A 13,135-nucleotide genomic window follows, 5' to 3' on the forward strand; every position below is an offset into this window, starting at 1 on the left:
TTATTGCTAGAGCGATGGGTTCTTCCCAGTACGCGAACAGCAGCTTCCATTTGTTCGCCTCGTCTTTTCAGGGCCGCACCTTTATCAGAGGGTATGCGGCCGAGGATATCTTCCCCAGAATCAGACAACTTCTCTGTATTCTCCTTTCCTATCCCCCCGCCTTAAGGCGCATCAACGACTCCAAAAATCGTGGGAGGCGACCATGCCCCTTGATCAAATTTTACGCCCTGGCCCAGGTCAGACACTTACCCTGCACCCTGCTGCAAGTGATAAAATTACGCTTGGCTTTCCGACTGAGGGCGTTAGGTTGTCACGCGATGATAACGCACTGATTTTTACGTTTGACGACGGTGCGGTCATTCGGCTTGTCGATTTTTATGTCGATTATCGCGCGGATTTTATCCCCGAGTTTGAAGTTGATGGCAGGCTGATGTCCGGCACGAATTTTTTTACTACTTTCGGGCCAGATCTGATGCCGGGAGCAGTGCCTGAACATGAGACGCGTAATGCGCACGTGATTCAGACAGACGGCGACTCCAGCCTGATGGGTGGGTTGGACCACCTGAATGGTCTGAATGCCTCAGCGCAGGAAAAAGCAACTGCAGCGGATAGCGGCATACAGTTTGATTCCGCTCTGGCTGCTGGCCATGGGTCTGCTGGCCATGGGCCTGCTGACCATGGTTCGGGTTCGGCAGACCCCGAACTACCGCCGGCTGCTGAGGTAGCCTTTGTGCGCGCTGTGCTCTATTCCCCCGGCGATCCTGGCGATTCCGTATCCACTCCCGTGTTTTTTGGCGGCAATGGCGTGGCCCCTCTAGCCGTTCCCCCCAACGACATTGATTTTGGTGGTTCAGCGCCCGATGCCCGGTACGCTGTCACGGTTTCCGTGCCTGAGGGGTGGTCAGCCTCGTGGGTAGATATCAACGTTGACAGCTCCACTGGCCGGCTGAAATTTTCTCTCACCCCGGATGGCGCGGCTGAACTGCAGCGTCTTGGCCTGACAGATAAAAACCTGGTGGACCTGGTTCATGTAAAGGTTGCTGACCGGGTTTCAGGCGGCACTTTTGAATACAACGTGGAGCTTGTGGGCACGAGCACCCAGAATTTTGATTCCATAGAGTATGACAGACAGAGCGTCGAACATAATGCTGAAAATATAGGTGAATTCCATCAGGGTCAGCATAACAGCGGGGTTTATTCCATCATATCTTCCTCGCGGAATGATGAAATCATCCTGAACGATAACGTGGCCGGCGGCAGTTCCATCTACGCCAGCGGTTCGGGTGACCGCGCGCATATGGCTGACGACACCAATACCATCACCCTGAACGCCGGTGTTGCGAACACCACATCGGGTTCCAGCACGCAGATCATTTCTGCCAACGGCGCGCTTCAGGTGGCAGGCAGTGTTGCTGTGCAGGGCGGTCGTGTTATACCGGACCTCGAAACCGAGAATGTCATTGCTATGGGCAAGGGCTCGGTCTACATCCATAATTCCTCTGGTGATGGCGTAACCAGCTATAACGGCAAGAATGACATCAGCGGCGGCACCGTGGACATCACGGCAATAAGTGGTAACGGGTTGAACGCGTTTACGTATGGGGCCAACAACATCGCCACTAGCGGTGATGTGACTATTACCAGCACTAATCGTTCTGAATCTAGCGGAGTCAATAGCAGCGCCATCTTTTGCGGTAGCTACGGCAACAGCAGCATCAAGGCCGACAGTGGGGATGTGAAGCTTACCGCCGCTGCCGCTGGCTCTAACAACGTTTCTAGCTACGGCATCAATGGCGATGCCAAATGCAGCAACAGCATCAATACCGACAGCGGGGATGTGACGGTTGCCGCCACTGCCGCTGGCACCAGCGATGTCTATAGCTATGGAATCTATAGCGGTTTCGAAGGCATAAACAGCATCACCACAAAGAGTGGCGATGTGACCGTAACCGGCAATGCGACCGCTACCAGCGATACCAACAGCCAAGGCACCGGCATGGGTATCTTCGAAGTCGGTAACAACACTATCACCACTGACAGCGGCTCTGTGACCGTTACCGGCAAGGGCTCCGTGATTGGCGCGGGTATGTATTGCAGGGGGAGCAGCGAAAGCACGAATGCTATTACCACCGGCAGCGGCGCCGTGACTGTGTCTGGCGAGAGTACAACCGTTGGCTATGGCATAATGGGTGAGCACAACACTATCACAACCGGCAGCGGCGCCGTGACTGTGTCGGGCGCGGGTACAACCGTTGGCTATGGCATAACAGGTATCCACAACACTATCACAACCGACAGCGGCGAGGTGAAAGTGTCAGGTTCCGGTGCTGACAGCGGATGCGGCATGTATGCAAATTATGACGACGCAAACACGATAGAGTCCACCATCAACTCGCCCCTCACCGTGACCATCACCGCATCGGCCAATACCGCTGAAAAAGCCATTGCCATGTGGGCCGTGTACGAGTACCGCCGCGGCGTAAACCGCATCACGGGCCATTCCCAGGCGAATGGCACGGACAGCGTCACCCTGACTGCCAACGACGGGCAGGGCATAGCCATGCTGAGCGACAATGGCGGAAAGAATATTATCACCACAGGCGCTGGCAATGACAGCGTGACCATCAACGGCGCTGTCAGAAGCCTCAATCCTTCGGCTGGCAGCGGCCCCGGCAATGAAATCTACCTGGGCAGCGGCAAGGATACCCTTACTCTCAACGGTGCGGTTGAGGCGGGCAGCCTGAAAGTGACTTCATGGGGGACCTATACCCTGGTACTTCAAGCGCCCGACGCTGAAAGCTTTGTCGCCCGCTATGGGGATTGGATCACGGCCATTGGCGCTGATCCGCTCATTGCAGGCGGTCTGAGGGGCATCAGTTTTGTCGGTCTGAATCCTGCCGACTTGCCTGCTGACTTTATGACAACCTTTGAAGGGGTTTTGGAAGCAATCCACAGTGCAGAGGGTGGTACCATTGTTCCTCCGGAACTTATAAACCTTTTGCCAGGGCACGACTCCGGTTTTGCGGCTTCGTTTGCGGAAACAGACGCAGAACATCATACGCAGGACGCCCAGCATGACGCAGCGGGACATGACGCCAGCACGCAGGATGCGCAGCATGCCGCAGTCGGGCATGCCGCAGCCGGATATGACGTCAGCACGCAGGATGCGCAGCATGCCGCAGTCGGGCATACTGACAGCGCGACGCAGGACGCCCAGCATGCCGCAATCGGGCATGACGCCAGCACGCAGGAGACACCGCCCGCCGCTCATGATGGTTCGGTTCATATGGCAGGCGATGACAGTCAGGTAGCTGTAGCTGCCGCCAGCGCGCAACCGGACACTGCTGCGCTGCATGCGGATATTCTTGTGCCTGACGACATCGCGCAGCCAGGTTTGGTTGCGGGCGAACATGAGGTGGAACCGGCACAGCCGCTTTTTGCCTTTTTAAATGCCCCTGGCGTAGACGCGCACGTGGACACGTCCGCATATGAGGGGGACGCGCCCCTGCATAACGGCCACCTTGGCAGTGGAGAAAGCGGAGGAGGCAACGCCGGGGTTCAGGGTGAGATCGCTTTGACCCTTGGGGATGAGAGCCTTGATAGCCTGTTTGCTGGCACTGACCAGCACCTGGCGGAAAATGGCGAGCACGGCCTCTGGTATGTTGAATCGGGCTCAGACCTGCACGAAGTGGCCCTGACCGATATGAGCGAAATTATTGTTCAGGGCGGCTCCGGCGAACATGTTTCTGATGCTGTCGTAACTACTGAAGAATACGCACATTTGGAGCAGGAAGTCGTCAGCGCCCCCACTGTGATGGATTCCAATCAGGAGGCCACGGACAACGCCGTAAGGGAAATGACGACATACTAGAGCATGTTACCTTTGAGACTGTCTATTCCCAAAGTTTAAGGCACGCTGGCTACTGTGCTTGACCGCACAGATAAACTGCGCTGGCACCTTCGTAGCGGACAAAAAGGTTTTGAGAAGGCTGCCTGGCGTGGCTTCGAAAAAGTTCGCACCATGCAAAAGAAAGGCGGCTGGCTCCACTGGAGTCAGCCGCCTGTTTTATCAGGGGCAAGGAACGTATCCAAAACGTATCCGGAACGTATCCGCAATAAAAAAGCGGCCAGCCCTTGTGAGGCTGGCCGCTTGATTTTTTATGGTGGGTCGTGCGGGGTTCGAACCTGCGACTCTCTGCTTAAAAGGCAGATACTCTACCTGCTGAGTTAACGACCCATTGAGACGCGCACTATATATACTGGTGTTTTGGCTGTCAAGTGACAAAATGCGTATCTGACGCGCCGTGACGTTCCAGGCTGTAATCGCTGGCGTTCTCTTGTTATTTAAGTGGGTTACGCATGGCGCTGTGCCCTATTTCGGGCAGCCCCGTTGTCCATATGGCGCGGATTGCCCTTGCTAGCCCTTTTTTTCCTGTTTGGCCCAGGTGTCGCGCAGCGTCGCCGTGCGGTTGAAGACCGGGCGGGCATCCGTGCTGTCCTTATCCTTGCAGAAATACCCCAGACGCTCGAACTGAACCTTTTCGCCCACGGGCAGGTTCGCCAGGGCAGGCTCCAGCAATGCCTTGACAACAGTGAGGGACTGCGGGTTGATATAATCCAGAAACGTCTGGCCTTCGGGGGTTGCATTGGGATTTTCAGCGGCAAAGAGCTGATCGTACAGGCGCACTTCCGCCGGAATGGCGTGCCGGGCCGACACCCAGTGGATGGTTCCCTTGACCTTGCGGCCATCCGGGCTTTGGCCGCCGCGACTTTCGGGGTCGTACACGCAGCGCAGTTCGATCACGTTGCCTGCCTCGTCCAGAATGGCCTCGCGGCAGGTGATGAAATAGGCATAGCGCAGACGTACCTCCGCGCCGGGGGCCAGGCGGTGGTATTTCTTGGGCGGCTCCATGCGGAAATCGTCCCGCTCGATGTACAGTTCGCGCGCAAAGGGAACCTTGCGGCTGCCGTAGCTCTCATCCTCGGGGTGGTAGGGCATGTCGAACTCTTCCACCTGTCCTTCGGGGTAGTTTTCAATGACCACCTTGACGGGATCAAGCACGGCCATGACGCGCGCCGCATGGGCGTTGAGGTGCTCACGCACGCAGAATTCCAGCATGGAGTATTCCACCGTGGAGTCGGCCCGCGCCATGCCAATGCGGGAGCAGAACTCGCGCAGGGCTTCGGCAGGCACGCCCCGGCGGCGCAGGCCGCAGAGCGTGGGCATGCGGGGGTCGTCCCAGCCGCGAACGTGTCCTTCCTTCACAAGCTGGATGAGCTTGCGCTTGGAAAGGACGGTGTAGGTGACATTGAGACGGGCGAATTCAATCTGCTGCGGGCGGTATGCGCCAAGCGTTTCCAGCACCCAGTCGTACAGTTCGCGGTTGTTGATGAATTCCAGGGTGCAGAGCGAATGGGTGATGCCCTCGATGGAGTCCGACAGACAGTGCGTGTAGTCGTACATGGGGTAGATGCACCACGTGTCGCCCGTGCGGTGGTGCGCGGCATGGCGGATGCGGTACAGCGTGGGATCGCGCATGACAAGGTTGGGCGAAGCCATGTCAATCTTGGCGCGCAGCACGCGCTCGCCATCGGCAAATTCGCCCGCGCGCATACGGCGGAACAGGTCGAGGTTTTCTTCCGCGCTGCGGTTGCGCCAGGGACTTTCGCGCCCCGGCTCGGTCAGCGTGCCCCGGTACTCACGGATTTCTTCCGCAGAAAGATCGTCCACATAGGCCTTGCCCATTGTGATGAGCTGTTCGGCGTATGCGTAGAGTTGCTCAAAATAATTGGAGGCGTAAAATTCCCTGTCCTGCCAGTCGCCGCCAAGCCAGCGCACGTCCTCGCGAATGGAATCGACGTATTCCTGCTCTTCTTTCGTGGGATTGGTGTCGTCAAAGCGCAGGTTGCACAATCCGTTGAACTCTTTGGCAACGCCGAAGTTCAGACAGATGGACTTGGCGTGCCCAAGGTGCAGATAGCCATTGGGCTCGGGAGGAAAGCGCGTATGAACCCTGCCGTTATAGCGGCCTGTGGCATTGTCTTCAATGATGCGGGCACGAATGAAGTCCACGCCGGGCTTGTTGGCGGTGTCCGCCGCCGCGTCCGTGGCATTGGTGCAGTGGGGGTCGGCGGTGGGGGTCATGTTTTTTGTCTCGGGGGCCATGATGCGCTCCATTACTTCCTGGCGATAATGTAAACTGTAAAGCTACGCCAAGCCGGGGCAGGGGTCAATCGTGCGTATGCGGGCAGCCGGGGCGTCCGGGGGGCGTCCGGGGCGGTCGTCACGAAGCGGCTTGGCTGTATTGCACAAATTTGGCTGTATTGCACAAATGTTGGTTTCTGTTGCAGCCGTCGTGGCGGTCGAGGTGGCGTGGCCCACTGCAGGGATGCCGTTTTTTGTTGATGCAGGCAGCCGGGGCGTTACACGGCGGTTGCAGTTTGCCTTTCTGTGATGCTGGTTTGTGCTGGTGGCAGCCGGGGCGTTACACGGCGGTTGCAGCTTGCTTCGCAGGGATGCTGTTTTCTGTTGATGCAGGCAGCCGGGGCTACACGAGGGCCGCAGCCTGCTTTGCAGGGATGGGCGTGGCCCACTGCAGGGATACTGATTTGTGCTGTTGGCAGCCGGGGCGTTGCACGGCGGCCGTAGGCAGGTTTGCGAGGATAGATTTTCTGTTGCTGACCGCCGTGACTGTGGCAATCACGAAAGGCCGGCACCTGCTTCGCAAAGATGCCGTTTTCTGCTGTTGGGTGCTGTGTTTCTGGCAACCTCGACAGTGCAGCATGACAAGGCGTTGCGACAGGCCGTGAGCAAAAGAACAAAAATCTCCGCACGCTTGACAGCCATGCCAACCTAAGCTAGCTTGCACTTCTGCATTCGGGGCGCACTGCGCCCAAAAGCGGAGAGGTGTCCGAGTCGGCCGAAGGAGCTCGCCTGCTAAGCGAGTATACGGGCTTAAACCTGTATCGAGAGTTCAAATCTCTCCCTCTCCGCCACATAGCAAGTAAAACCGCCAAGTTATCTGATGATAACTTGGCGGTTTTTGCGTTCAAAAAAGGTATGTTTTTAGCGAGTACACGGCCGTATCCATACCGTTGTCCATACTTTGTATTAATGTTTTACGAAAAAAACAGCGCTTGCAGAAGGTATTCTTTGTGGGCGAGGCGGTGCGTTTGAAAAGGTATTTGGGTTGCAATGAGGTTGTTCATTATTTATTGCACGTTCACAAAAACGCGATGGGCCTTCAATCTAGCCTTGATTGGTCTTGGCCGAGTTGTTGTAGTAATTGGCTTAGCAATGATGACGGAGAAGTTAGCTGCCCTTAGCAATACTCCATTTTTAGGGGGTGAGGCACAATTGGCGGAATGGGGATAATGACGGCTATGCCGAATCGGAATAGGCCGCAGCAACGCTAATAAAGAGAGGCTTCAACTCTTTTTTATTAATCATCAAATATTGTATAAACGTCCTTACTATATTATAAGAATTCACAGATTGATTAGAAATTATACTCTTGGACAATTTTCAGAATTAATTTAGCACGATAACCGAAGTGAGCCTTCTATATGCGAATAGAACTGCCGCCAAGACCTTCTCCAGAACAGTTAATTATATTGCAAAGACCATTGCGTCCTGTAGAAATTATTAAAGGGGCAGCAGGTAGCGGAAAAACGTTAACAGCTCTTTATAAACTAGTTTTTGCGACAGGATACATGGCTACCTATAAAAGTTGTATCAATATTCTCATTCTATCATATAATAGAACGCTGAAAGGATACATTGAGGCGATGCTGCAGAACTCTCGTTTTCCTATTCTGCCACGTTCAACACAAATTCACTTAACAGTTGGAACATTTGCCCGTTGGGCTATGAATGCATGTAATATCTCTAGGCTTAATATTTGTAGTGCTCTTGAATTTATAAATATGAACTATGCTCAATTGCCATTAAGCTCAGATTACTCTCCTGATTTTATCGCTGAGGAAATGAGTTATATTTTAAAAAGATTTCCCCACAACAATCTGAATTCTTATATTGATGCAAGGAGACATGGAAGAGGTGCTAATCCTGCAGTTGACTCTAATGCTCGGGCTATCCTTGTAAACGAATATATTAGCCGGTACACAGAATGGAAAAATATCCATTCTCGGCAAGATTGGGAAGATGTTGCTTGGCATGCAAATACCGTTTCACATTTATCATATGACATAATTGTTGTTGATGAAGGGCAAGACTTTACGGCTAATCAATACAGAGCCATTGTTAATTCATTAGCAGAAGACTCTTCATTGATCTGTGTTATTGATACCGCTCAAAAAATTTACCTCAATGGATTTACATGGATGGAATGCGGGATAGATGCGCGTAGGCATACACCGGTCACTCTATCTGCAAATTTTAGAAACACACAAGAAATTGCTTCCCTCGCGGCAGAGATATTGTCAAATGTCACAATTGACGAAGATGGCGTGCTTCCTGTGCGCCATTATACTATGCGAACAGGGGGGCTACCTGTTCTTTTGAGGGGCAACTTTTCACACCAGATGGATTATATAATAGACAGGATAAGGTGTCATCTAGCTGCAGGTGAAAGCTGTGCAGTTTTGTTAAGGTCAAGTAATTGGGATTCTGAGGTAAAGAGAAGGATCAGATTGGCTGGATTTGAGTTTGCTTCGATTACTTGTGAAGACTCCTGGCCTGAGGAAAATATCAATCTTGTTATCTCTACTATGCATTCCGCAAAAGGGCTCGAATTTGATCATGTGTTCATGCCTGGAATAAACGAGCAGTTATTTCCTCAATATTCTGATTCTGCCCAAGAACATGAGCATCGAGACAGACGTCTATTGGCAATGGCAATTGGTAGGGCAAGGCATACAGTCACTTTAGGAGAAAAACCCGGCGAAGAGAGCCATTATTTTAATGCTATTGATATTGGTACTCTACAAAGGATCAGTGTATGACGACGCGTGATATTATAGAGGATAGAGGAGTTACTGACGTTTTACATTTTACGACCTCTGATGGTCTATTAGGGATGTTGGCAGCGCCATTTCCTCAGCTGCTTCCTCGCGCACAATTGGCAGAAACCAAGCACCTTGAGTATATTATTAAGTACAATTCTCCGACAAGAGTAGACACTGAATGGTTCAACTACAATAGTTTATCCATTTCAGAAGTGAATAGGTTTTTTTTCGGCTGTTCATTTAAAAAACATCCGGATGCTTTTTGGGCCGTCCTCGAATTTTCAGCAGACATCTTGACTCATGAAGGTGTATTTTTTGCCACCACGAACAACATGTACCCAGACGTTGTGAGACACGAAGGTGGAAGGGGGCTTGCGGCTCTCTTTGCTTCACGAATAAAAAACGATAGAGTTCGCACAGGGTGGCTTTCAAGATTTAATGACCGCCCTTTAAATTGTCCGACGGATAACCAGGCTGAGGTTCTATACCCAGGGGCATTATCCTTTGAATATCTAAAAAGAATTCATGTCCCAGACGACGCAGGCTTTCGGTTGGTGAACGGACAACTCACTGCATGCCATTGCGCCTACGATGTCATGATCTCGCCGGAGCACTTTTTGAAATGAGCGAACAGCAAATTATAAATTCTTCAGTATGGGCTGCCCTTGGGGATGCCCTTGGATACGTCACTGAGCTTGGTGATGAATCTACGTTTGCTCATCGGTTGAATGGCAGAACAGATGAGTGGGGCAAGTCCTCTTGGCGGCGAAAAATTGGTGGCCCTTATGGATGCCATGTAGAATTCACCCCTGGAACTTACTCGGACGATACCCAACTCCGACTTGCTGTTAGTCGATCAATAAATTCTGAGGGTGTTTTTCAAAAAGAAGCCTTTGCTAAAATTGAACTCCCCGTATGGCGTTCCTATGCTCTTGGCGCTGGGGTTGGAAGTACTTCCGCCGCAGAAAATTTGGTTAAGGCTAATGTAAATTGGAATAGCAATTTCTTTAATAATAAAAATAGTAACTACTGTAAGGGCGGTGGTAATGGTGCGGCTATGCGCATCCAGCCCCATGTTTGGTCAGCTCCCGACTGGCAACATCCCCACCTCTACCTGTCAGACGTTGTATCCAATTCCATAATAACCCATGGACATGCTAGAGGAATTTTGGGGGCAGCATTTCACGCAATTTGTCTGGCAATGACGCTGGCCAACAAAGAACCTCTTTCCCAGCCATTTTGGAATGAAACGCTCCCATTTCTCAAAGGCATTCCCTCAATAATTGAGAAGGATTTCTTTCTGACCAGTATCTGGATTCCACAATGGCAAATGCAGAGTAAGGATGACTTTGCTGCACAAGTTTCAGAAGTAGTAGATGAGTTCAAAACATATTTTAAAGTGTTTCTCCAGCATAAAGATGGCTCACCGACGGAACGGTATTATTCTTTTGCTAAGTCTATTCAAGCCGTTGGCGGTAGAGAAATTGGTTCAGCCGTAAAAACATCGGTATTAGCATCGGCAGCGGCTTTGCTTTTCAAAGATGAAGCCCCGGTTGATTGCCTACGTTCTGTATCTTCTTTATTTGGAAGCGATACTGATACAATTGCCACTATGGCTGGTGCGCTAATCGGAGCTACTGTGGCGGATGAACCGCTACTTCCGATCCAAGATAAAGATTATATAGAGAGAGAAGCAAAGAGATTAGCGCGCATCGCTAGAGGCAGTTTGGCAGAGAGCTTTGTCTATCCGAGCCTTCTTTCTTGGAAATCACCTCGAGCAACGCTCGATATCACTGCTCGTTATGGTGAAGATTTTTATGTAGATGGATTGGCCAAAATAGACTTCTTTGGGAGAGAATACCACAACAACACAACAACATGGCAATGGGGGAAGCTAGCTTTCGGGCAGACGATACTTGCTAAGCGTCGACGAGACGGCTGTGTTGTCGACTTTCAGCCTGCAGATGGAAGATACATGGCTGTTGAACCTACAAAAACGCACACTGCACGCCAATCTTCCCATGACGCCACAACCCGAGCGCAACCAAGCAAGCAGATAAATCAAGCATTCTTACTTGATAATATGATTGTAAACAAGCACAAGGAAAAATCCTCAAGTGATGCCGCGATGGAAGATATTTTTCGGCTTGTAGCAGCTATCGAAAAAAAGGGATTTCCTCCAGAGGATATTGGTCATGCTTATTTTTATTTAAGTAGCAAATATCGTGATTATTTTTATCTATCTGAATTTATTTCTCTTTTATATAAAAAGCAAAATGGCATTAAGCACCCGTAATGGAAGATGTATTTGGTAGATTTTCTGTCTAGTATATTCTTTTCTATGAGAATTATATTCAAAGGAAGCGGGAAAATAAAGACAAGTGCAAGTCTCTTTTTAGCCGCCAAGGTGGCTAATGGTAGCTTGGCAGGTTTGCGCCCAAATGACCTTACCCCACTGCGTATACCACTCGTAAGTTAGTGGTTCCCAATGGGTTGCAGGTTATATTCTTTGCGCGAAATTCTTCCGGTGCCAGCCAGCCCAAGGAACTGTGCGGTCGCCGTTGGTTGTAATCCTGCCGCCAGGCTTCGACTGTTCTGCGGGCATCGTGCAGGGACAGAAACACGTTCTGATTTGGAGTAGCCCCCATTTCGACTGGACACCCCTCTAACTAAGGAGGAGGTGCTGGAACTATGTCTGGAACTAGTGCTAAAACAAGTTCAACGGTGGAGATAGTAAACATAACGCCCCGTCGCCGTTGGTCTGTCGGCGAGAAAGTTCGCCTGATAGAGGCCAGCATGGCCCCAGGTCAGTCGGTTTCTCTGGTGGCACGAACGTATGGCGTTGCTCCCAATTTGCTTTACTGCTGGAGAAAGCAGATGAGTGAAGGCGGCAAAACAGCCATTGAAGCCAATGACGAGGTTGTCAGCGTTGCCGAAGTAAAGGCCCTGAAAAAGCGAATCCGTCAGTTGGAACGCGTCCTTGGCAACAAAACACTGGAAGTGGAAATCCTCAAAGAAGCTGTTCGCATTGGCCGCGAAAAAAAACTTATCTCGCGGCTGCCATTGTCCGGCGTGGAGGATTTCCAGTGAAACAGGTCACAGACGCCCTGGCGGTGTCCCGATCCAACACCTATGAACGTAGCCGCAGCCCACGGCCTCGCCCGGAACGATACAGCAAAGCAGAAGACACATTCCTTCTACCGCTGATCGTCGAACTTTTGGGCGGACGCCAGACCTACGGCTATCGGCGTATCCAGCGACTGCTTAATCGGCAACTGGTTGCCGATGGGCGCACTCCGGTCAACCATAAACGTGTGTACAGGATAATGAGGCAAAATAACCTGTTGCTGGCATGGTTTACTGGCAGCCAACCTGACAAAGCACACACGGGCAAAGTTTCCACACCACAAAGAAATCAGCGTTGGTGCTCTGACGGGTTTGAGATTGCCTGCGACAACGGTGAGCGGGTGCGCGTCATTTTTGCCCTGGATACTTGCGACCGAGAAGTTATGGCCTATGCCGCCACCACTGGCGGGTACAGTGCTGACATGGCGCAAAGCGTCATGCTGGCATGCGTTGAAAAACGGTTTGGGGATGTCAAAACATTGCAGCCAGTTGAATGGCTCTCCGACAACGGCTCCTGCTACACGGCAAGAGAAACAATAACGTTGGCCGCCGCGTTGGGCATCGTCAGCAAGTTTACTCCAGTTCGCAGCCCCCAAAGTAACGGTATGGCTGAAGCTCTCGTCAAAACATTCAAAAGGGATTACGTCTTCTGCAATGATCGACCGGATGCCGAAACTGTGATGGCGCTACTCCCTTGCTGGTTCGAAGACTATAATGAAAATGCCCCGCACAAGGCCCTGCGGATGCTCTCGCCTCGTGAGTTTATCCGTTCATTGCAAATCTTGGAGTGTCCGGTTTAGCAGGGGCAACTCCATGCAAAGCGATACTGCCCCCTTTATCCACTGGGTCACAGTAAACTCTACCCTTCTACTTCAGCCTTCTACTTGTGGGTAGCTACAGACTGAACCACACCTTCAATGCCCCCGGCCAAGCGATCAAGGTTGTGGGGGCAACGCTCCGCAGGTAAATATCCGTTGTGGTGGGCCTCTGGTGGCCCAAAAGCTGCTGTATGTCTTATGTCTGTCTTCTGCGATTTGACCAG

At 51.8% G+C, this 13,135-nt stretch carries 8 protein-coding genes and 2 tRNA genes; 6 read left to right on the forward strand and 4 right to left on the reverse strand.

The window, feature by feature from the left end:
* Positions 1 to 310 precede the first annotated feature (310 nt).
* A complete protein-coding gene (locus DESU86_RS07880; RefSeq protein ID WP_179980550.1) occupies positions 311 to 514 on the reverse strand; it encodes a hypothetical protein in 204 nt (67 codons plus the stop codon).
* Between DESU86_RS07880 and DESU86_RS07885 the strand changes: the two genes are divergently transcribed.
* Positions 515 to 3,871, forward strand: a complete 3,357-nt coding sequence (locus DESU86_RS07885; protein ID WP_179980551.1) for a hypothetical protein — start codon at positions 515 to 517, stop codon at positions 3,869 to 3,871. It abuts the gene before it with no gap.
* Between the two features lie 290 nt (positions 3,872 to 4,161).
* On the opposite strand, the gene DESU86_RS07890 is transcribed toward DESU86_RS07885, so the two are convergent.
* Positions 4,162 to 4,237 (reverse strand) — tRNA-Lys (locus DESU86_RS07890).
* Between the two features lie 180 nt (positions 4,238 to 4,417).
* Positions 4,418 to 6,166: a glutamine--tRNA ligase/YqeY domain fusion protein gene (locus tag DESU86_RS07895; protein ID WP_179980552.1), complete on the reverse strand. Its 1,749-nt coding sequence runs from the start codon at positions 6,164 to 6,166 to the stop codon at positions 4,418 to 4,420.
* A 735-nt stretch (positions 6,167 to 6,901) separates the two neighbouring features.
* On the opposite strand from DESU86_RS07895, the gene DESU86_RS07900 reads away from it, so the two are divergent.
* The 4 genes from DESU86_RS07900 (at position 6,902) to DESU86_RS07915 (ending at position 11,263) form a co-directional block, all read left to right on the forward strand.
* Positions 6,902 to 6,996, forward strand: a tRNA-Ser gene (locus tag DESU86_RS07900).
* Positions 6,997 to 7,566: 570 nt separating this feature from the next.
* Complete coding sequence (locus tag DESU86_RS07905; protein WP_179980553.1) at positions 7,567 to 8,964, forward strand: 3'-5' exonuclease; 1,398 nt, start codon at positions 7,567 to 7,569, stop codon at positions 8,962 to 8,964.
* The gene (locus tag DESU86_RS07910; RefSeq protein ID WP_179980554.1) at positions 8,961 to 9,593 is read left to right on the forward strand and encodes a DarT ssDNA thymidine ADP-ribosyltransferase family protein; all 633 of its coding nucleotides are present in this window, start codon (positions 8,961 to 8,963) and stop codon (positions 9,591 to 9,593) included. Before DESU86_RS07905 ends, DESU86_RS07910 begins: the two co-directional genes overlap by 4 nt.
* On the forward strand, positions 9,590 to 11,263 hold the full coding sequence (locus DESU86_RS07915; RefSeq protein ID WP_179980555.1) for an ADP-ribosylglycohydrolase family protein: 1,674 nt from the start codon (positions 9,590 to 9,592) through the stop codon (positions 11,261 to 11,263). Before DESU86_RS07910 ends, DESU86_RS07915 begins: the two co-directional genes overlap by 4 nt.
* Positions 11,264 to 11,414: 151 nt before the next feature.
* On the opposite strand, the gene DESU86_RS07920 is transcribed toward DESU86_RS07915, so the two are convergent.
* On the reverse strand, positions 11,415 to 11,615 hold the full coding sequence (locus tag DESU86_RS07920; RefSeq protein WP_442873481.1) for an integrase core domain-containing protein: 201 nt from the start codon (positions 11,613 to 11,615) through the stop codon (positions 11,415 to 11,417).
* Between the two features lie 43 nt (positions 11,616 to 11,658).
* On the opposite strand from DESU86_RS07920, the gene DESU86_RS07925 reads away from it, so the two are divergent.
* A protein-coding gene (locus DESU86_RS07925) for an IS3 family transposase (protein ID WP_179980557.1) occupies positions 11,659 to 12,893 on the forward strand; the annotation gives its coding sequence in 2 pieces (ribosomal slippage) (positions 11,659 to 12,016 and positions 12,016 to 12,893; 1,236 coding nt in all).
* The last annotated feature ends 242 nt before the right edge of the window (positions 12,894 to 13,135 follow it).

Origin of the sequence: Desulfovibrio sp. 86, assembly GCF_902702915.1 — a bacterium.
Classification (GTDB): domain Bacteria; phylum Desulfobacterota; class Desulfovibrionia; order Desulfovibrionales; family Desulfovibrionaceae; genus Desulfovibrio.